We start from the raw sequence: 19,308 nt of genomic DNA, 5'->3' as shown, positions 1-19,308 counted from the left end.
GGCATTAGTAGAGCTTTGACGCTTTGACGCCCGGAGCGGCGCGCTTGGGGGTGTCGCTGCTTGAGGTCTTGCCGGCAGGCGTCTTGTTGTCCTGTTGTTGTGTCGTTTGCTGTTGCTCGGCGACCTTTTGTGCATAGACTTGATCGAAGTGAATATGCTGCAGCACCAGTTGCGGGAAGCCGCCCTTGACAACCAGATCCGTCACCGTTTGGCGCGCGTAAGGGAAGAGAATGCTGGGTGCGTAGACAAAAAATAAGGGCGCGAGTTCTTGCTCCTGAAAGCCTTTGACGCTGAGGATGCCCGCCTGTTGCAGTTCGACCAGATAAGCGGTTTTTTCTCCAGTCTTTACGGTGACAGTCAGGGTCAGAACGACCTCGTAGGTGTTCTCGACCAGCGGATTGACCTTGATGTCGAACTGCAGTGCGACTTCGGGTTTCCATTCCTCGCGAAAGATCTCCGGAGCATTGGGTGCCTCATAGGAGAGATCCTTGGTGTAGACGGTGCGCAGAAGAACTTGATGGTCTTCAGCCTGGGGTTGCTGTTCAGCCATGGTGAACCTTTTTGGAAATCTGTTTGGGTGAGGCTGTTTGGGTGAGCTTGGTGCGTAATGCTCGCCAGGATCAGTGTTTCTTGCGTGTCAGTGGCAGATTGGCGTTCTGCCAGGCCATCACGCCGCCGCGCAGGTTGTAAACTTCCTCGAAGCCCTGTTTGCGTAGGATGCCGCAAGCCATTTGCGACTGGGAGCCCGAACGACAGGAGACGATCAGGGGTTTGTTCTTGTACTTCGCGAGCGTGGCAGTCTGGTTGCGGAAGCCGTTCATCGGGATGTTGAGCGCGTTGATGATATGCCCCTTGGCATAATCGGCACTGGGTCGCACGTCGATTACGGTCGCATCCTGGCGGTTGATCAGGTCGGTCGCGCCCAGTGGGTCGATAGAGCCTTGGTCACCAACAATCAGGTTATGAATCAGCAGCGCGGAGATCACAACCAATGCGAGGAACAAAATCCAGTGGTTGCTGACGAATTCAACAAGTTGGGCAAGCATGGCGAATAATTGGATCTGATGAACGAGTGGATGCGGATGGGCAGCAGCGGTCTTCGGTCGCGACAGTGCGCAGTATAAGGATGCGCGACCCGGGCGTCACCCTGTTCGGACTAAGCTCAGACGAAGCTCGGACTGTTTGGGCGGGGTGCTGGTTTGATCGGTTGGCTTGGGGCTGTCAGTGGCCGTGGTGACAGAAAACCTCGCGCATCAGGCGGATAAGCTGGAGGGTGCGCGAGTCACTGACGCGATAGAATACCCGATTGGCGTCCTTGCGCGAGGCGAGGATGCCTTTGTCGCGCAAAATGGCCAAATGCTGGGAAATGTTGCTTTGCGATGTGCCGACATGCTCGACAATATCCTGGACGCTGACTTCTTCGTCGCCAAGGACGCATAGAATCTTCAGCCGAAGTGGATGCGACATTGCCTTGAGCGAGCGCGATGCGCGCTCGATATCGCTGTCGTTACCGAGCAGTTCGTCACTGAAAGGATCGGTGTTGTCCGAGCTGCCGGGCATTGCAAATGGCTGTTGAGGATCGGGTGCCATAATTTCTTGATCACATCAATATCGCTTCAATGATCGAACACTGAGACCCGTGGATGATAAGCTTTTTCTCGCATCTGGCAAGTGATGTGCCACATCGATTGGCTCTGGTTGCCATGATGGCGGGGACAGTGATCGCTTCCCAGCTTGCCTGGTCCGCCCAACAGCCCCAACAGATCGAGTCCCAACTAATTGAGCCAAGGTTGGGCGAGGATGAAGTGCAACGCCTGTCTTCAGTCGAGGAGCAGGTCGAAGTGCTTGAGCGGGATCTTCGTGCACGTGAGAAGCGCCGCGACCAGTTGTATGCCGATCTTGAACAGACCGAGCGAGACATTGCCGCCCTGGCGCGCGGCGGGCGCCAACTCGCTGCCATGGTGACCGAACAGCGCGCCGCGCTGGCCGAGTTGCGGGTGCAGCTCGAAGGGGTTGGCGGCGAGCTTGGCGCCGCGCGCGCGGTGCTGGCCGAACTGCTGCGCTCGGCCCACGCCATGGGCCGAGGTGACCGGCTGCGCATGGTGCTGAATCAAGAAGACGTGACCCGCAGTGGGCGCCTGTTTGGCTACTTCCGTGCGCTTGGGCAGAAACGCGCGCGCCAGATTGCGCTGGTCGACCTGCAGGCCAAACGGCTGAAGGGGCTCAGCCAGCAGGCCGCGACCGAGGCCGAGCGCCTGGCTGAACTGGCCCGGCGCCAGGAGGACACGCGCGAGCGTCTCGCCGTGGCGCAGCAGGAGCGCAACCAAATTCTGACGCACCTGGAGCGTTCTATCATGGCGGGTCGCGACCGGGTTGAGAGTCTGCGCGAAGACGCCGCGCGTCTGCGCGAGTTGGCCAAAGAGTTGAGCCGGCATGGAGAAATCCGCGATGTCTTTCACCTCGATCAGGAAAGCCTGGCAACCCACCGCGGCGCCCTTGGCTGGCCGGTGCGCGATACTCGAGTGCTGACCAGTTTTCGCCCCCGGGCAAGCGGTGACTTGCATGGCGACGGCGTGTTGCTGTCCGCCACGCCAGGCGAGGAAGTGCGGGCAGTGCATGGCGGACAGGTAGTGTATGCCGATTGGCTGCGCGGTTTTGGTCTGTTGCTTGTCATCGACCATCACGATGGCTACATGACCCTTTATGGGCACAATCAAAGCTTGCTGAAAGAGCCCGGAGAATGGGTTGGTGCCGGCGAGACCATTGCATTGGCCGGCGCAAGTGGCGGCAGTGACCGCGATGGGCTTTATTTTGCGCTGCGCCACCAGGGGAAGCCGCTCGATCCGCGACTATGGTGCGCTGATCGCATCCATTAAGGAGATTCCAGCTGGTCAGGAGATTCCAGCAAGCGCGGCTCTGGCAAGAGCAGAATCGGCAAGGGCAGGGCCAATTCGCGCAGCACGGGTGGACGAACCTTCGGCAGCGCTTGCCAAGTGCTGACAAATGGTCACAATGCATTCCAATGCCATCAATTCATTCAGGCAAGGCGGAGCCAACTGGCGCTCAGGCCGCATCAGGAACACTGAACAGAGATCCCATCACCATGCACATGTTTTCTTTTTCCGCGCCTCAACAGCCGCGACCGGACTTAGCGTCAGGGGCGGGCGGGCACCCTGGCGCTGTTGCCATGGCCGTCCTGCTGGGCGTGACCACCTTGCTGCTGTTGCTGACCGCCGTCCCGGTTGGCGCCGAGCCGCCCAAGCCATTCACGCCTCCGCCCCCAGTTGAACCCTTACCCGAGCCGCTACCTGAGTCCCAACCTGAGTCTTCGTCGCCGGCGGCCACTCCGGCTGCAACAGAATCCGCGCCGCAGTCGCCCGGTTCAATGCCCCCGTCCCAAGGTGGGGAATTCGTGGACGATCAGCGGGATGTTGAGCAGCAGCCGGGCGCCGGCGGCGACGCCGAATCAGATGCCGGTTCTGATCGGGATGGCACAGAAAACACAGCGCGAGAAGATACCCAGGGGGAGGATGATCCCTCTGAATCAGCGCTGCCATTGGAGCAATTGCGCACCTTCGCCGAGGTGTTCGGGCGTATCAAAAGTGACTATGTCGAGCCGGTGGATGACAAGTCTCTGCTGGCCGCGGCCATTCGCGGCATGCTCGCGGGGTTGGACCCGCACTCCAGCTTTCTGGATGCCGAGGAGTACGACGACATCCAGGTCGGCACCAAGGGTGAGTTTGGCGGCTTGGGCATTGAGGTCGGCATGGAAGACGGCTTCGTCAAGGTCATCGCTCCCATTGATGACACTCCTGCCGCGCGTGCCGGCGTGCAGGCTGGCGATTTGATTGTGCGCATCGACGATCAACCGGTGAAGGGCATGGCCTTGAGTGACGCAGTCAAGCTGATGCGCGGGGAGCCTGGCACTGGCATCGAGCTGATCATCATGCGCGATGGCGAGGATAAGCCGCTGAAAATTGCCATTGAGCGTGACATCATTCAGGTCGCCAGTGTCAAGAGTCGGATGCTCGAACCCGGCTATGCCTATATCCGTATCGCCAGTTTCCAGTCCCGCACGACCGAGGACATGCGCCGGCAGATCGAGGCGCTTAAATTGAAGGCCAAGACCGATGAGCCCGCTGACGGCGCCACGGCGGAAGCCGCGGAATCGCCAGAGCCGGCCGAGCCGCCAGGCGTGGCACAGACAAGCGGATCAAGGGGGGGGAACCCGATTAAAGGGCTGGTGCTGGATCTGCGCAATAACCCGGGCGGCGTGCTCAACAGCGCGGTGGGCGTCAGCGATGCTTTTCTGCGCGGGGGGCTTATCGTCTACACCAAGGGGCGCATGGATGATGCGCTCATGGAGTTCAAGGCTGGCCCGGACGATGTCATCGACGGGGCCCCCATGGTGGTGCTGGTCAATGGTGGCAGCGCCTCGGCCTCCGAGATTGTCGCTGGCGCCTTGCAGGATCAGGGGCGGGCCATTGTCATGGGCAGCGATACCTTCGGCAAAGGTTCGGTGCAGACCATCGTGCCGGTCGATGACAGTACCGCGCTCAAGCTCACCACGGCGCGCTACTACACGCCTTCGGGCCGCTCAATCCAGGCCCATGGTATCGAGCCCGATATCTCCTTGGAGCGGGGCAGTCTGACCCTGGCCGATCAGCCGGAGGTGGTGCCGCTGAAGGAGGCCAATCTGATGCGTCATCTGGAAGAAGAGCTGGTGGAAGACAAGTTGCCAGAGCAGCAGGCGGCTGACCAGCCGCTCGCGGCGAAGGACTATCCGCTGAGCGAGGCGCTGAATGTGCTCAAGGCGCTCAGCCTTGCTCAAGCCCGCGGTCACCTTGAGGCTGGGATCATGGAGCCTCCAAAGGCTCAGTGAGTAGCGCCATCCTCTGCCGTCCTAACTCATAAGGAGACATCATCATGCCTAGCGTATTGGTCCCCCTGGCCCAGGGGTGCGAAGAACTCGAAGCCGTGACCATTATCGATCTGCTGCGCCGCGCCGAGATCCAAGTCATCACCGTCGGCCTTGATGACGGCCCGGTGCGCGCGAGCCGGGGCGTGGTCCTGTTGCCGGATCAATCCCTGGACGCGGTACTTTCTCAGGAGTTTGATCTGATCGTGCTTCCGGGCGGGCTGCCCGGCGCGGATCATCTCGAGCGCGATCAGCGCATACGCGATCTTTTGCGACGCCAGGCCGAGGCCGGCCGTCGCGTCGCGGCTATCTGTGCCGCGCCCAAGGTATTGGCCAGCGCAGGTCTGCTCGATGGCCATCAGGCTACCTGCTATCCGGGCGCGATCAATCCGGCCGACTATCCGCGCGTGCGGTTCACCGACGCGCCCGTGGTGGTGGATGCGCAGGTGGTCACCTCGCGCGGCCCCGGCACCGCGATGGATTTTGCCCTGGAGCTCATCGCCCAATTGATGGGCGAAGCGCGTCGCGACGAGGTCGCGGCCGCGCTGGTGCGGTCCTGATTCAAGCTGGATTCTGGGCGGCGCACTCAGGCTTGCTGGCCATCACCCGACTTGGGGGCCATCCCTGGGAACGAGTCTCGGGAGGCGAGGGGTTCAGGTGACGACGTCTGGTTCCACGCGCCCGGTGCGCGCCTCGATTTGCGCCAGCTCGCGCGCGATCAGGATCAGCGGCTGCAGCGCGATCTGCACATCCTGATCATGGCGCTCCGGGTCGGGCTCGAAGCGCTCGATGTAGACGCGCAGGGTCGCGCCCGAGGTGCCGGTGCCGGACAGCCGCATGACAACGCGCGAGCCGTCCTCGAAGCCGATGCGCACGCCTTGGTGGTCTGACACGCTGGCGTCGACCGGGTCGGTATAGCTGAAATCATCGGCATAGGCGACCTTGTAATCGCCGAGCAGGCGACCGGGGAGGTCGGCGAGCAGCAGGCGCAGATGATGCACCAGGCCCTCGGCGGCGGCGCTGTCGATGGCCTCGTAGTCGTGGCGGGTGTAGTAGTTGCGGCCAAAGCGGCGCCAGTGCTCGCGCACCAGGGTGGCGACGGATTGGCGTTTGGCGGCCAGCAGATTGAGCCAAAAGAGTACCGCCCAGAGGCCGTCTTTCTCGCGCACATGGGCCGAGCCAGTGCCGAAGCTCTCCTCGCCGCACAGGGTGATGCGCCCGGCGTCGAGCAGGTTGCCAAAGAACTTCCACCCCGTGGGCGTCTCGAAGCAGCCGATGCCCAATGCCTCGGCGACTCGATCCGCCGCCTGGCTGGTGGGCATGGAGCGCGCCACTCCGGCGATGCCGGCCTTGTAGCCGGGTGCCACCTCGGCATTGGCCGCCAGCAGCGCGAGGCTGTCGCTGGGGGTGACGAAAAAGTCGCGTCCCAGAATCATATTGCGGTCGCCGTCGCCGTCGGAAGCCGCAGCGAAATCCAGACCCTCGGCACCCTGGGTGCGCTCGACAATCCCGTGCGCATGGACCAGGTTGGGGTCGGGGTGGCCGCCGCCGAAGTCCTCCAGCGGCACGCCATTGATCACGGTGCCGGCGGGCGCGCCCAGTTGGTCTTCCAGGATGGCCTTGGCATAGGGCCCGGTCACCGCGTGCATGGCGTCGAAGCACATGCGGAAGCTGGCTGATTTGAATAAATCGCGGATGGCGTCGAAGTCAAACAGCGATTCCATTAGGCCGGCATAGTCGGCCACCGAATCAATCACGCTAACGCGCATCTCGCCGAGTTGGCTGTCGCCAATGGTGTCGAGGTCCAGCGCGTCGGCTTGCAATGTCAGATAGCGGTCGATCTCGGTCGTGCGCTGATAGATGGCGTCGGTCACCGACTCGGGCGCCGGGCCGCCGGAGGCGACATTGAACTTGATGCCAAAATCCTCGTCCGGTCCACCGGGATTATGGCTGGCCGAGAGCACAATGCCGCCCTGGGTGGCGTGCTTGCGGATGATGCAGGATACCGCCGGGGTCGAGAGAATCCCGCCCTGGCCAACCAGCACCCGCGCGACGCCATTGGCCGCGGCCAGGCGCAGAATGGTCTGTATGGCCTCGCGGTTGTGGAAGCGGCCATCGCCGCCCACCACCAGGGTGCCGCCGCGCAGGGTGGCCTGGGTGTCGAAAATGGCTTGGACAAAGTTCTCCAGATAGTGCGGCTGCTGAAAGGTCTTGACCTTTTTGCGCAGGCCGGAGGTGCCTGGTTTCTGACCTGCGAATGGTTGAGTGCTGACGACTGTTGCTTCCATCTGATAACCCTTGAAAACGCGGTGATTTGCCTCTATCGACTGGCGCGACAACGAAGCGATCGGAACGCCGATTGTAACCGCATGATCCTGTGCGACAATGGGCGATTGATTTTTTGCCATGATCGGTGAGGGCGTGCGCGCGTCGCGGCGGCGCCGTTCGGCCACCATGACATCCACATCCAACTTGATAGGTAAATCAAACAGATGACAGTCTCAGCCCAGAAAGAAACCCTGGAATTTCAAGCCGAAGTCAGCCAGGTTCTCGACCTGGTCATTCGCTCGCTCTACTCGAACAAAGAGATTTTCCTGCGCGAGCTGATCTCCAATGCCTCGGACGCGGCCGAGAAGCTGCGCTTCGAGTCCCTGACCGACTCCAGCCTGTTCGAGGATGACCCCGAACTGCGCGTGCGCGTGCTGGTGGACAAGGACGCCGGCACAGTGACGGTGTCGGACAACGGCATTGGTCTCAGCCGCCAGGAGGTGGTCGAGACCATCGGCAGCATCGCCAGCTCCGGCACCCGGCGTTTTGTCGAGGCACTCAAGGATCGCCAGGGCGGTGCCTCCCGGAGTGATTCAGGCAGTGATCAAGGCGGCAACAAGGATGCCGCCACCGATGGCACCCTGATCGGCCAGTTCGGCGTTGGCTTCTACTCGGCCTTTATCGTCGCCGACAAGGTCACACTCATCTCCCGCCGCGCGGGTTTGAGCGCCGAGCATGGCGTGTGCTGGGAGTCCGATGGTCGCGGTAGCTATACCTTGGAGACGGTCGAGAAAGCCGGTCGCGGTACCGACGTGATCCTGCATCTGAAAGACGAGGAGAAGGAATTCGCCGACGACTGGCGCCTGCGCTCCGTCATCAGCAAGTTCTCCGACCACATCGCCGTGCCGGTGGAAATGCTCAAGCAGGACTTCCGGGGCGACGAAGAGAAGGAAAAAGACGCGGACAAGGACAAGGCGCCCGAATTCGAGCGGGTCAACACCGGCCAGGCGCTGTGGATGCGCAATAAGTCGGACATCTCCGATGATGACTACAAAAGCTTCTACAAGCATATCTCCCACGACTTCGAGGAACCGCTGGCCTGGGCGCACAACAGGGTCGAGGGCACCAACGAATACACCACCCTGTTGTTCGTGCCCAAGCGCGCGCCCTGGGATATGTGGGATCGCGACCAAAAGCATGGTGTCAAGCTCTATGTCCGTCGCGTCTTCATCATGGATGAGGCCGACAAGCTGATGCCGCACTATCTGCGCTTTGTCAAAGGAGTGGTGGACTCCAACGACCTGCCGCTCAATGTCTCGCGCGAGATTCTGCAGCACAACCGCAAAATAGATACCATTCGCGGTGCCAACGTCAAGCGCGTGCTCAGCCTGCTGGAGAGCATGGCCAAGGACGAGCCGGATCACTACAAGACCTTCTGGAAGGAATTTGGCCGTGTGATCAAGGAAGGCCCGGCCGAGGACTATGCCAATCGCGAGCGCATCGCCGGTCTGCTGCGCTTCTCCACCACGGTGGGCGAGGGCGACGAGCAGGATACCTCGCTCGATACCTACATCGAGCGTATGAAGGAAGGCCAGGACAAGATCTACTACATCACCGCCGACAGCCCGGCCGCCGCGCGCCACAGCCCGCATCTGGAGATGTTCCGCAAAAAAGAGGTCGAGGTGCTGCTGCTGTCTGATCGTGTCGACGAATGGCTGGTCTCCAACCTGCATGAGTACAAGGGCAAGCACCTGCAATCCGTCACCAAGGGCGAGCTGGACTTGGGCGAAATCGGCGCCAAGGAGGAGAAGGAAAAAACCGAACAGGCCGCCAAGGAGCACGAGGATCTGTTCAAGCGCCTGAAAGAGGCCCTCGGCGACCGGGTCGACGCCGTGCGAGCCTCCAGCCGCCTGGTCGACTCACCCGCCTGTATCGTGGTTGGCGAGCATGACATGAGCGCCAATCTGGCGCGGGTGCTCAAATCCGTCGGCCAGGAGGCGCCCACCGCCAAGCCGAGTCTGGAGCTGAATTTGGACCATCCGCTGGTACGGCGCCTCGAGTCCGAATCCGACCAGAGCCGCTTCGCCGATCTTGGCCTCATCCTGCTCGATCAGGCCGAACTGGCCGAGGGCGGTCAGCTTGATGATCCGGCGGCCTTTGTCGGGCGGCTTAACAAGCTGATGCTGGGGCTTTTCATGACCGGGGGCTGATGCCCTGGATGTGACCTGATGTTCTTGCGCAGGGCAGGCAAAGCCTGCCCTGCCTAAGAATACACTTACCAGCCGATCTCGCGATGCTTGCCGTCGCAAAAGGGTTTGTTCTCCGAGGCACCACAGCGGCACAGGGCGATCTTCTCTCCCGCCCAGGCAATGCGACCGCTGGCGGCGCGGATTTTGACATTGCCTTTTACTAGCAGGGGGCCGTGGTCGATGGCCTTGAGTTCCAGCGGTCCACCTTCTGTTTCCAGCCCTGGGCCGGTGTCGCCAACGGCGCCATAGTCACGGAAATTCGCCTCGCGATGTGAGTTGTCGCAATAGGGCTTGTTTTGCGATTTGCCGCAGCGGCACAGGGCCGCGCGGGTCTTCAGGCCGGGTTTGTCCTCGGGCGCGCCTTCGATACGCAGATCCCCGCTGGCGTAAAGCGGCCCGTCGGAGATGACGGTGACGCGATTTTCGCCCGGAGGTTGTTCCGACTCGCCGGTCTTGTCCTGGTAACTCAGCGCGCCGCTCGGGCAGCGTTCGACGATCTCGCGCACCTCGGCCGTGGTGCTGGCATCTGGCATGCACCAGGGATCGCGGCCTTTTTGGAAGAGCTCGCCCGCCGAGCGGCCGCATTCGGCGATGCCGATGCATAGGCTTGTATCGAAGCGGACCTCAATGTCTGTGCCGGGATAATCTAGGATCTGCTCGTCTGCCATGGTTGTGGACCTCAATGATGTTGTGGTTGTAAATGCTGCTGCCGATGCGGACGTGCCTGCCAGGGGGATGCGCCGCGGCTCAGGCGTCAGGCGCTCTTGATGGTCTTTGGTAGCTTGGCGCCCAGTGTACGCGCGATTTGGAGCCCAGCGTCCAGATCCCGGGTGCGTAGGATGGCGAGGCGATCCTTGGTGTGATTGTCCGGCTGTACCCTGACGCCCTGGGCTTGCGCGGCCTTGATGAGCTCGGGCGCTGGCTCGCCTTTGCCAAACACCGAGATCACATAGCCGCCGGGGATGGCGGGTGGTGGCTCGAAGCGCTGGCCGTCGACCAATGCCACCCAGGCGGGCATGAACTCGGGCCCATAAAAATCAAAGAACCCGTTGGACCCGCGCAGGTGCATTTCAACCGGTTGGCCACCGATCAGCTCGATGTTGCACAGACCGCTGTAGCCGGGCAGGTGATGGCGGACCAGGCCGCCGAGGATGGGTTCCAGATGCGGCATCCGGGCGCCGACCTCCCAGTACAGTGGCCGCGCGCCATCACGCGCGTCCGAGGCGCGGGTGTGGGCAAACCAGCGTGCCTCGCCCTGATCGACCAGGCAGTCGCTGCTGCTTTGTTCGCCGCTGAGTTGTTCGCACCAAAAGCTGCCAGGCTCGTCCGGCATTTGATCGGCGCGCAGGGCGCGGGCGCCCTTGGCCATGCCAGCGAGATTAATGATGGGTTTCACAAAGAGGATGACCTGGGGTGCGATGCCGTAGTCCGCCGGCGGCAGACCACAAGGCGCGGCGCGCAGCCCGGCGGCCAGGGCCAGGCTCAGGCGGTCGTAGACGCGGCGGTGGGAAGGGTTCATGCGCCAGGCGTTGATGTCGTTGACCGCCACATCGTGCCGCGGTTGGGGCTGAAAGAGCGCCTCCCGTCCTGATTGAATCCCGATGAAAGCCATGCTCAAGCGGCGGCGGAAAGATCCGCTGGCTGAGTGATTCCAGTTGCCGCTGCCGGCCGCGCTTGACGCTCAGCCGCGGCCGCCTTCTCGACCTGACACAGGCTCGACTTGAAGGGCGGAAAGCCGCTGATCGGATCGAGGGTGCGATCATCGGTCAGCTCGTTGATGTTGGCTCCGCGCCAGCCATGGGTGCAGTGGACCACTCCGGCTTTGACCTTGTCGGTGACCTTGGCAATGAAACCGACTTGTCCGCGTGGTGAGCGCACCACGACCGGCTCGCCATCCTGAATGCCACGCACGGCAGCGTCCGTAGGGTGGATTTCAACCAGTGGATTGGGCACGGCGCGGCGCATGCGTTCCAGGCGCTGATGTTGCGAATGGGTGTCGAACTTGGTGCGTGCGCCGCTGGTCAGCACCAGCGGATAGTCGGCGAGCCGCTCAGGGGTGGACAGGGGGCTTTCCGCTGGTTCCCGATAGACGGGCAATCCGTCATGACCGGCTTCCTTCAGCTCCTCGGCGTCGAATTCTACTTTGCCACTGCGGGTGTTGATGCCTTTCAAGCGATAGCTGCGGTCGGCATCGAGAAATCCGTGTTCGACAAGCTCCTCAATGATGTCCGCATAGACGGTCACGCCATCAGGATTGGTGAACACCTCGGCGCGGATTTCCTCGGGGATGCCCTCGCCGGCCTCGGCCCAGCAGGCTTCCAGATCGCCGTTCCAGAATTGATCGGCCATGCCGAGGCGCACGCCAAGTTCCAGGTACACCTGCGCATCGGGCTTGGCCTCGCCCTTGGGCGCGACCACTGCGCGCCGATAGCGCAGCTCGCCCTGGTAGGCGCAGCCGGGGTAGGCGATCAGCGCCGGTCGCTCCAGGTTGGTCGCGGCGGGCAGCACGATGTCGGCCTGGAGCGTGGCCTCGTTATGGAAGAAATCGCTGACCGCGAAAAAGTCGAGCGTGCCCAGGGCTTGTTCCATGCGCTTGGAATTAGGCCACATGGCGGTGTTGATGCCCATGGCCAGGAGGCTATGCACGCGCTGCGGCTGGCCGTCGAGAATGCAGTTGGGCAACAACATGCTCTGTCCGGCCGGCCAGTAGCGCGTCCAGATAGGGAAGACTTCATCGCCGATGCGCGGCGGCAGCTCGTTCAGGCAGTGGTCAAACAGCTCGATCGGCTTGGGGCTGACCTTGGTGCTAAAGAAGCGATTGCCGCCCTCGCGGTCGAGATTGCCGGTGACCGCCGGCAGCAGAATGAGCGCGCGATGATTCTGGAAGCCATTGCTGTGCTGCACCGTGGCGGTGGGCGACAGGGTAATCTGCGACGGCTTGGTGGTGGCGTAAATCTCCACCGCGCGGCGCAGATCCTGTTCGTCAATGCCGCAAATCTCGGCCACCCGCTCAGGCGTGAAATCTTTGATGTAGTCGCGAAACGCCGCGACCCCATTGCACCACTCATCAAGAAATTTCTGATCCTGCCAGCCGTTTTCGAAAATCAGATGATGAAAGCCCAGCGCCAGGGCGCCATCGGTGCCGGGGCGCAGTTGCAGATGCACGTCGGCCTGTTCAGCCAGCGGCGTGCGGCGCGGGTCGACCACCACCAGCGCGAGCCCCGGTTTGCGGTTGGCCAATGGGTGGCCGTCAAACGGCGGGATGGAGCCGCGCGGGTTGGTTGACCAGTTCAGAATGCCCTTGGTCTTGGAGGAGACCACGGTGGACGTGGTCTTGATGCGCGCGCCGAAGGTGACCTTCTCCGCCACCAGGGTGGCCGAGAAACAGCAGCCACTTTCGGTCAGGTAATTGGGCGAGCCAAAGGCATGGGCCAGGCGCTGGAGCTGCGGGCGGGCTTCCTTGGTGTAGCCGGCAAAGAAGGCCACGGCCGGGGCGCCGTGCTGTTGGCGGGTGTGATCCAGGCGCGCTGCGATGGTGTCGAACGCCTCGTCCCAGCCGATGCGCTCGAACTGGCCGCTGCCTTTGGGGCCGCTGCGTTTCAGGGGATAGAGCAGCCGGTCGGGGTGGTTGCGCCGGTCGATCTGCACATAACAGCGCGGGCAATCCGGGCCTTTAACGCCGATGGGTTCGCCGCTGTCGTCGAGTTCGACGGCGATGGCGCAGTTGGCGTCGCATTCATAGCAGGTGCTGGGGACGATTTGCATGGATTTGTGCGTTTTGTGGGGGCGAATTCTTTCGCCCTGGGTAAGGATGGGCTGGGTAAGAATTGAACGGGCAATTGGATGCATCCAGTGGGATGAATCCAATGGGATGAATCACTGTGTCGCTAGAGTTCCAGTACGCCGTAGTGGCAGGCGCCTTCAATGACGCCGCTGGTGTAGTAGCCCGACAAGCCGTTAAAGTTCCCTTGCGCAAAATACACCTTTAGCCTGGGATTCTCTGCCTGTGCCTGCTTGACGCTGCTAACCAGTTGCTCATCGGCGTTGCGCACCAGCACACCGGAAAAGCCGGCGGTGAGCGGAAAAACATCATTGCCGCTGTCGCCGCAAAACACCACTTCTGACTTCTCGAGCCCGAGTTTGCCGGCGACGAATTCCAATGCTGTTTGCTTATTGGCGCTTGTGGGCAGAAAGTCAAGCAGCCCCTCGCCGCTCTGGGAGTCGAAGCTATAGATGGCACTTTCGTCGAAATGTCCTTTCACCTGCTCATCGACCAGCTTGAGGATGGCTTCGTTGCGCGCATGATCGACGAAGTAGCTTTGCTTGAAGGGATTGAGGTTTTCCGGCGGTTGCTCGCGCAGACCGTCGATCCCGGCCACGGCGTTCTTGATGCCAGCCACATTCCAGCGTGGGCTTTTGGCGCGCACATGGGTGGTCCAGTCCTCGTCAAAGTGCCAGCCTCCGTCCTGGTGCTCGCGGATGGTGGTGCCAACATCGCCGATCAACACATGTGGGTGACGGATGCCGAAATCGGCAATAGCTTGCTCGGTCAACTCCAGGCTGCGCCCGGTCACATAGATCACATGGGTGTCTTGTTCCCGCGTCAAGCGGTTGAAGAGGTCAACGGCCTGAGGGTCGGGCTCCCAGCTGCCATTGGGTAACAGGGTGCGGTCCAGGTCGGTAGCCAGTACCTTCATGATGATGTGCTCCTTAAGGTGAAAGCAGCGTGAATGGATTAGAGGTAGGATTTGGACTCTTCCCGCCCAGTTGCATCGCTGTAGCGCACACTGAAAGTAAGATCGCTTAAATTGGCCTCCAGGTCCGCTGTGAACTCCTCTTTCCGCCAGTGCAGGGAAAGCTGATTCGGTTCGGTCTTGTGAATGTGCAACTGCCCTTGAAAAGCCGGGGCGCAATTGCGCATGCGGATCAGATCAAGCTGATCCAGGACCACAGGTTGGCTTAGTCCCAGTTCAATATCGGCCGCGCTCAGATTGGTGCGGTTGATCTCCTTGTGCCCGGCGGGGCCGCCTTGGTCGGCCGCGGCGTAGTTGTTCCTTCCGGCGAACAGATCCAGATACCACACCTGCGGAATACCTGGGATGAACATCTGAATGGCACGCGCCAGGCGCAGTTTGCGCTCATCCTCGCCGAGGGCGCTAAAAAAGGTGGCGTTGAGCTGGTAGTAGGCAATCTTTTTACCATCTGGCCCATAGAGATTCTTGACCCGGCCGCCGCGTTCGATCAGCCGTTCCATGGTGGCTTCGATGCGCGCGTCATCGAGCAAGCCGGGACGCAAGCCGCCGTCGACTTCCACGCCGCGCAAATCCAACACTGGAATGCCATCATGGCAGCCGAGCATATTGATGGTCTTGAGCTCCTTGCTGTCGACCTCTTTGATCCAGTTGAGCAGGGCGCGGTTGTCGCCCCGGTCGAGCGCGTCGATGAGCAGCCCGGGGAAGAAAAAGTCGTAAATCGGAAAACCTTTGTTGGCGACATCCTCGTGCAAACCCCGCCCGTATTCGGTATGAATCTCGGGGAAGACGATGAGGTCGTACTCGAGCGCCATGTGCTTGAGACGGTCGAGATAGTCCCAGGTGCCGGGGGTGTTGAAGAAATTGGCCTCGCCGGGCGCCTTGTGCAGGTAGGCAAAGGCATCCAGACGAATAATGCGCGCGCCATAGGCCTTGAGTTTGGCGAAGGTCTCGGCATAAAAATCCCACACCTTCTCCGAGCGCGCATTGAGGTCCATCTGGCCGAGGTAGTCGCGCTTGCTCTCGACAATGTCGATAATCCGTTGGCGACAGTCACCAAAGGCGCCGAAGTCGATATGGTCGATCTGCGAATCGGCGCGAATCGCATGATTGATCATGGTCAGCATATGTTCCCGCGCGTCTTGGTCCAGACCGGGAATGGGCTCGAGATCCGCGAGGTCCAGCTCGCGATAGAGAATTTTCTGATAAAAGGTATTCCAGTAAGGACGCAGCGAGCCGTCCGGGAATCGTACCATCAGAATTGGCAGCCCAGGCTTGCGCATGAATAGCTTCTGCAGGCACCAGTCATCCGGGATCATATAGCCATCCGACCCCATCTGGCCGTGGCCCTCCCAAAACTGGTTCCAGTCGACGAAAAAATCCCGATACTCCGAGGCATCGCCATGGGCGAGCAGGTCTCGGAACTGCGGTGAATTGACCGACAGATGATTCAGCACCAGATCGAACTTAAACTCAATGTTCAGCGCCTTGAGCGCCGCGATATCCTCGGGCTGAACCAACTCCCGGTTGATGTCATAGTCGATGACGGAAAATCCGCGATCAAGATCGCTGTTGAAAAAGGTCGGCAGCAGATAGAGTAGTGAGAAAGCATCCTTGAACTCCGGTCGCTGCAGAAGCGCGACCTGGTCGGATAGGGTGTCGCCGATGCTGTCGGGATAGGCGTTGAACATCACACCAACGGGCAATGCCCGGGGTGTTGGTGGCGTGGAGCTGGTCATGGATAAAGGTGCCCTTTATGTGTTTTCCGCTTGGGCCTGAGCGACGGCCAATGCAGGTAAAGTCTTAAGTATATCGCTGCTATCCTTGATCACAAGGTTGAAATCCCGATTCGAATCCGGTGCCGCGTGCAAAGGTCGCGCGACGCTCACTCAAACAGCGCCGTGATCGCGGCAGGAGCGCAGGTGGTCCTTGTTCAAACCGAGACCCGATCCCCAGCGCGCGAGGTGTTCGCCTGGGCGCTTTACGACTGGGGCAATTCCGCCTTCGCGACTACTGTCATGGCGGGGTTCTTTCCCGTGTTCTACAGTGCTATCAGCGGCAGACTCGACACCGAGCAGGCGCAGTTCTGGTTCAACATCGCCCTGGCCCTATCAAGCCTGCTGATTGGCCTCAGCGGACCCTTGTTTGGAGTGATTGCCGACCGTGGCGGCTGGCGCAACGGCTTTCTGGCCGGTTTTGCCAGCCTGGGTATTGTCGCGACAGCCGCGCTGGCCTGGGTGCAAAACGGCCAGTGGGCCATGGCGCTGCTGCTGTACGCGACGGCCAGCATCGGCTTTGCCGGGGGCAACATCTTCTACGACTCCTTGCTGCCGCATGTTGCCCGTGGCCGCAACATGGATCGCGTCTCGGCACTTGGCTACGCGCTTGGTTATGGCGGCGGCGGGCTGCTGTTCGCGCTCAATGTCGCCATGGTCCTAAAGTTCGACTGGTTCGGCTTGAGTGATGCCGGCGCGGCGGTGCGGCTGTCATTTTTGTCGGTATCACTCTGGTGGTTGGTTTTCACCCTGCCGCTCTTGTTCATGGTGCGCACCAGGCAGGCGCGCGAGCAAGTGCCAACGGATCAGGTCTGGGCGGGTGCCTGGCATCAATTGGTTGATACCCTGAAAGCCATTCGCGCCGAGCGCCTGCTGGTGGTCTTTCTGATCGCTTACTGGCTCTATATTGATGGCGTCAATACGGTGATCAAAACGGCGGTGTTCTTTGGCGACCGGGTGCTGGGACTGGATCAGTCCGGGCTGATTTCGGCGCTCCTGCTGACCCAATTCGTCGCCTTGCCGGCGGCGCTGCTGTTTGGCTGGGTCGGGCAACGAATTGGCGCACGCGCCGGAATATTAATTGGCCTAGGGGTTTATCTGGGCGTTATTGTCTATGCTTGGGCCTTGCTTGAATCCAGCCGGGATTTCTATTTGCTGGCCGTTGCCATCGGACTGGTGCAGGGCGGTGTGCAGAGTCTCTCGCGGTCCTTGTTCGCTAGTCTGATTCCGGCGCACAAGAGTGCCGAATACTTCGGTGTTTTCAACCTGGTCGGCAAATTTGCCACTGTGCTTGGGCCTTTGCTCATGGCTTTGACGCCGCTGTTGTTTGTCTCCGCCAGCCCGCGCACGAGCATTCTACCCTTGGCGCTGCTGTTTTTAATTGGCGGCGGGCTGTTACTGCAATTGCCGCATCGGCCGCAACGATGACGCCCTTCCGATGGCGAAATCCCCTGAGTGAATCCCCGTGAGTGAATCCCCGTGAGTGAATCCCCGTGAATGAATCCGTTGTGCCTTTTGAGTTGGGTTCTTTTGAGATAAAATGCGAAGAGAAGCAGCTAAGTGCCTGCCAGAAAAGCATTGATCAGCAAAAGGCTGACCAGAAAAGCGCCGGGCTGGCTGACGAGACGCTAACCCTGCTGCTCGATATTCTCAAAAATCATCCCGATGGCATCAGTGAGTACGATCTACTGCGGGCGCTTGAACAAAGAAATCATGCAGCTTGTGCCAGCGCGCCCTCGCGTTCCGAGCCTGGTCATCCTGGCTTATTTTGCAGTGAACTGGCGCTCTTTCAGGCGCATTTTCTGCTGTTCAATGCGCTCTATCGTTTGCGTGACCGGCTGGCGGCGGTCGGCAGCGCCTGGCTTGAAATCGACGTCCTCTGCATTGTGCTGCGGCCTGACGGCTTCGGGAACGGCTTCGCGGGCTCATGTCAGCCACGGGCATTGGCGCGCCGCGATCCGTTACGCGCCTATTATCTCGATATTCACCAACTGACAATCACGGATGCGCAACAGGTTGTCGACTGGCTGGGGGATTTCTGGATGAGGTATTTTGCGTTAGAAAGTCGCGCGGCCGCCTTGGCCGTGCTTGGGTTGGTTGATCCCGTCGATGCGCAGGTGGTGCGGCGGCGCTATCGGGAGTTGGCCATGCGCCTGCACCCTGATCGCGGCGGCGATGCGGACTCTTTCAGCCGCCTGATATCGGCCAAGCAGGTACTTGAGCGCAGCGCCGGTTACAACGCATCGAAACGCACCTGAACATCGCGCGGCGGCGCCAGGTGGGGCGCCGTGGTGACCAGCAAATGCGCCCCGGCGCGGGCGTAGTCTTCGGCATTGGTCGCATTGATGCCACCGGCGGCGGCCACCAGGGCTGGCGCCTGGCGCTCGTGCAAGGCGGCACGGGTCTGAGCGACCAGCTCGGGTGTGAATTTCTCCAGTTGCAGCACGTCTGCTTCGCCCCATCGCAGCGCCTCTTCCAGGCTGCTGACTTCCACCACCACGCGCTTCTCGGGGCAGCGGTGGCGCAAGCGTTTGAGCGTCTCTGACGGCCCCCCAGCGTCAAGACAGGCGCCCAAAAAAGCGCGGTGCTCGGCGAATATCAGTAGGGTTTCCGACAGGCCCAGGCGATGCATCACCGCACCGCCGGCGACAAACGCCTTGGCTGCCAGGCGCCGGTTGCCCGGAACATTCTTGCGCGTGCCGGCCACCAGGGCATGCGGATGCCCGCGGCGAGCGGCTGCCGTGATCGCGGCGGCGCTCGTGCTAATCCCAGAACACCATTCCACCAGGGTTTGAGCGGCCTTCCAACCGCGGTGCAGGGCGCCAGCATTGCCCTCTGCCTCGAGCAACAGGGTGCCGGTCGCGCCTTCCTGCCCGGAGGCCGTGATCAGATGACTGCGCGCGCCGCATAACTCGAACATGCGCACGGCTTCCTCGGTCCCGCAAACTCGCATGGGGTCTCGCACAAAGAAGCGAATACGCCCTGGTGCACTGCCAATGCCGAGAGACTCAGTGGTGAGATCGCCATAGGGCGCGTCTTCTTCCAATAAGGCATGAAGCGTGGCGTCGCTCAGCATTGGTGGCGTGACGGTTAGGATGGATGCTGTAGCCATGGGCGGTCGATGGGGCTGTTGTGCGGTTTTGAATTGTCTGAGCAAGCGGGAATGGGGACAGAAATTGGCGCTGAAGCAGGACTTCTGCCGCCCGAGCTTTATCAGTACATGTCTATCCAGTCCTGCTGATTGAAGAGTCTCGGGGTCACGGGTCAGGCAGCGCAATGATAATCCGCACCATGGCCTATGGTCGCTGATTTGCTCATAGTCAGGGGGCGGCAACAGGCGATAAGAA

The 19,308-nt window shown here is 61.2% G+C and carries 16 protein-coding genes; 6 read left to right on the top strand and 10 right to left on the bottom strand.

Features of this window, described 5'->3' with window-relative positions; all coding sequences use genetic code 11:
• Window positions 1-4 precede the first annotated feature (4 nt).
• The 3 genes from secB to Thiowin_RS23435 form a co-directional block, all read right to left on the bottom strand.
• Window positions 5-550, bottom strand: a complete 546-nt coding sequence (secB, locus tag Thiowin_RS23445) for a protein-export chaperone SecB (RefSeq protein WP_328985392.1) — start codon at window positions 548-550, stop codon at window positions 5-7.
• A gap of 70 nt (window positions 551-620) precedes the next feature.
• Window positions 621-1,046: a rhodanese-like domain-containing protein gene (locus Thiowin_RS23440; protein ID WP_328985391.1), complete on the bottom strand. Its 426-nt coding sequence runs from the start codon at window positions 1,044-1,046 to the stop codon at window positions 621-623.
• Between the two features lie 175 nt (window positions 1,047-1,221).
• Complete coding sequence (locus Thiowin_RS23435) at window positions 1,222-1,560, bottom strand: ArsR/SmtB family transcription factor (protein ID WP_328985390.1); 339 nt, start codon at window positions 1,558-1,560, stop codon at window positions 1,222-1,224.
• Between the two features lie 143 nt (window positions 1,561-1,703).
• On the opposite strand from Thiowin_RS23435, the gene Thiowin_RS23430 reads away from it, so the two are divergent.
• The 3 genes from Thiowin_RS23430 (at window position 1,704) to Thiowin_RS23420 (ending at window position 5,478) form a co-directional block, all read left to right on the top strand.
• The gene (locus tag Thiowin_RS23430; RefSeq protein WP_328985389.1) at window positions 1,704-2,876 is read left to right on the top strand and encodes a murein hydrolase activator EnvC family protein; all 1,173 of its coding nucleotides are present in this window, start codon (window positions 1,704-1,706) and stop codon (window positions 2,874-2,876) included.
• A 311-nt stretch (window positions 2,877-3,187) separates the two neighbouring features.
• Entirely contained in the window at window positions 3,188-4,882 is a 1,695-nt protein-coding gene (locus tag Thiowin_RS23425) for a S41 family peptidase (protein ID WP_328985388.1), read from the top strand.
• A 44-nt stretch (window positions 4,883-4,926) separates the two neighbouring features.
• A complete protein-coding gene (locus Thiowin_RS23420; RefSeq protein WP_328985387.1) occupies window positions 4,927-5,478 on the top strand; it encodes a DJ-1 family glyoxalase III in 552 nt (183 codons plus the stop codon).
• Between the two features lie 93 nt (window positions 5,479-5,571).
• On the opposite strand, the gene Thiowin_RS23415 is transcribed toward Thiowin_RS23420, so the two are convergent.
• Window positions 5,572-7,206 (bottom strand): alpha-D-glucose phosphate-specific phosphoglucomutase, encoded by a 1,635-nt coding sequence (locus Thiowin_RS23415; RefSeq protein WP_328985386.1) that lies wholly within the window; start codon window positions 7,204-7,206, stop codon window positions 5,572-5,574.
• A 204-nt stretch (window positions 7,207-7,410) separates the two neighbouring features.
• Here Thiowin_RS23415 and htpG point away from each other — a divergent pair, with 204 nt between their 5' ends.
• A complete protein-coding gene (gene htpG / locus Thiowin_RS23410) occupies window positions 7,411-9,396 on the top strand; it encodes a molecular chaperone HtpG (RefSeq protein ID WP_328985385.1) in 1,986 nt (661 codons plus the stop codon).
• Window positions 9,397-9,461: 65 nt separating this feature from the next.
• On the opposite strand, the gene Thiowin_RS23405 is transcribed toward htpG, so the two are convergent.
• From Thiowin_RS23405 to Thiowin_RS23385, 5 genes are all read right to left on the bottom strand, one after another.
• Window positions 9,462-10,103 carry a CDGSH iron-sulfur domain-containing protein gene (locus tag Thiowin_RS23405; RefSeq protein ID WP_328985384.1) on the bottom strand — a complete coding sequence of 214 codons (642 nt, stop codon included), beginning with the start codon at window positions 10,101-10,103 and terminating at the stop codon, window positions 9,462-9,464.
• A gap of 86 nt (window positions 10,104-10,189) precedes the next feature.
• Window positions 10,190-11,047, bottom strand: a complete 858-nt coding sequence (locus Thiowin_RS23400) for a hypothetical protein (RefSeq protein ID WP_328985383.1) — start codon at window positions 11,045-11,047, stop codon at window positions 10,190-10,192.
• Between the two features lie 2 nt (window positions 11,048-11,049).
• Complete coding sequence (locus tag Thiowin_RS23395) at window positions 11,050-13,200, bottom strand: molybdopterin-containing oxidoreductase family protein (protein ID WP_328985382.1); 2,151 nt, start codon at window positions 13,198-13,200, stop codon at window positions 11,050-11,052.
• Between the two features lie 122 nt (window positions 13,201-13,322).
• Window positions 13,323-14,132 (bottom strand): HAD-IIB family hydrolase, encoded by an 810-nt coding sequence (locus tag Thiowin_RS23390; RefSeq protein ID WP_328985381.1) that lies wholly within the window; start codon window positions 14,130-14,132, stop codon window positions 13,323-13,325.
• Window positions 14,133-14,170: 38 nt separating this feature from the next.
• Window positions 14,171-15,925 (bottom strand): alpha-amylase family protein, encoded by a 1,755-nt coding sequence (locus Thiowin_RS23385; RefSeq protein ID WP_328985380.1) that lies wholly within the window; start codon window positions 15,923-15,925, stop codon window positions 14,171-14,173.
• 183 nt (window positions 15,926-16,108) lie between these two features.
• Here Thiowin_RS23385 and Thiowin_RS23380 point away from each other — a divergent pair, with 183 nt between their 5' ends.
• Together Thiowin_RS23380 and Thiowin_RS23375 are read left to right on the top strand one after the other, a co-directional pair.
• Window positions 16,109-17,389, top strand: coding sequence for an MFS transporter (locus Thiowin_RS23380; RefSeq protein WP_328985379.1), 1,281 nt, complete (start codon window positions 16,109-16,111; stop codon window positions 17,387-17,389).
• A 65-nt stretch (window positions 17,390-17,454) separates the two neighbouring features.
• Window positions 17,455-18,219: a DNA-J related domain-containing protein gene (locus tag Thiowin_RS23375; RefSeq protein ID WP_328985378.1), complete on the top strand. Its 765-nt coding sequence runs from the start codon at window positions 17,455-17,457 to the stop codon at window positions 18,217-18,219.
• Here Thiowin_RS23375 and modD read toward each other — a convergent pair.
• On the bottom strand, window positions 18,195-19,073 hold the full coding sequence (modD, locus tag Thiowin_RS23370) for a ModD protein (protein WP_328985377.1): 879 nt from the start codon (window positions 19,071-19,073) through the stop codon (window positions 18,195-18,197). The two genes, Thiowin_RS23375 and modD, sit on opposite strands and share 25 nt — an antisense overlap.
• Window positions 19,074-19,308: the final 235 nt, after the last annotated feature.

The organism is Thiorhodovibrio winogradskyi (assembly GCF_036208045.1).
Classification (GTDB): Bacteria; Pseudomonadota; Gammaproteobacteria; order Chromatiales; family Chromatiaceae; genus Thiorhodovibrio; species Thiorhodovibrio winogradskyi.
The sequence above is the reverse complement of the archived record's forward strand: the minus strand, read 5'-3'. Positions and strand labels throughout refer to the sequence as shown.

Excerpts from the sequence above, each read along its gene's own strand:
- secB (WP_328985392.1), bottom strand. The coding sequence starts at position 550 with ATGGCTGAACAGCAACCCCAGGCTGAAGACCATCAAGTTCTTCTGCGC.
- Thiowin_RS23440 (WP_328985391.1), bottom strand. The coding sequence starts at position 1,046 with ATGCTTGCCCAACTTGTTGAATTCGTCAGCAACCACTGGATTTTGTTC.
- Thiowin_RS23435 (WP_328985390.1), bottom strand. The coding sequence starts at position 1,560 with ATGCCCGGCAGCTCGGACAACACCGATCCTTTCAGTGACGAACTGCTC.
- Thiowin_RS23430 (WP_328985389.1), top strand. The coding sequence starts at position 1,704 with ATGATGGCGGGGACAGTGATCGCTTCCCAGCTTGCCTGGTCCGCCCAA.
- Thiowin_RS23425 (WP_328985388.1), top strand. The coding sequence starts at position 3,188 with ATGGCCGTCCTGCTGGGCGTGACCACCTTGCTGCTGTTGCTGACCGCC.
- Thiowin_RS23420 (WP_328985387.1), top strand. The coding sequence starts at position 4,927 with ATGCCTAGCGTATTGGTCCCCCTGGCCCAGGGGTGCGAAGAACTCGAA.
- Thiowin_RS23415 (WP_328985386.1), bottom strand. The coding sequence starts at position 7,206 with ATGGAAGCAACAGTCGTCAGCACTCAACCATTCGCAGGTCAGAAACCA.
- htpG (WP_328985385.1), top strand. The coding sequence starts at position 7,411 with ATGACAGTCTCAGCCCAGAAAGAAACCCTGGAATTTCAAGCCGAAGTC.
- Thiowin_RS23405 (WP_328985384.1), bottom strand. The coding sequence starts at position 10,103 with ATGGCAGACGAGCAGATCCTAGATTATCCCGGCACAGACATTGAGGTC.
- Thiowin_RS23400 (WP_328985383.1), bottom strand. The coding sequence starts at position 11,047 with ATGGCTTTCATCGGGATTCAATCAGGACGGGAGGCGCTCTTTCAGCCC.
- Thiowin_RS23395 (WP_328985382.1), bottom strand. The coding sequence starts at position 13,200 with ATGCAAATCGTCCCCAGCACCTGCTATGAATGCGACGCCAACTGCGCC.
- Thiowin_RS23390 (WP_328985381.1), bottom strand. The coding sequence starts at position 14,132 with ATGAAGGTACTGGCTACCGACCTGGACCGCACCCTGTTACCCAATGGC.
- Thiowin_RS23385 (WP_328985380.1), bottom strand. The coding sequence starts at position 15,925 with ATGACCAGCTCCACGCCACCAACACCCCGGGCATTGCCCGTTGGTGTG.
- modD (WP_328985377.1), bottom strand. The coding sequence starts at position 19,073 with ATGGCTACAGCATCCATCCTAACCGTCACGCCACCAATGCTGAGCGAC.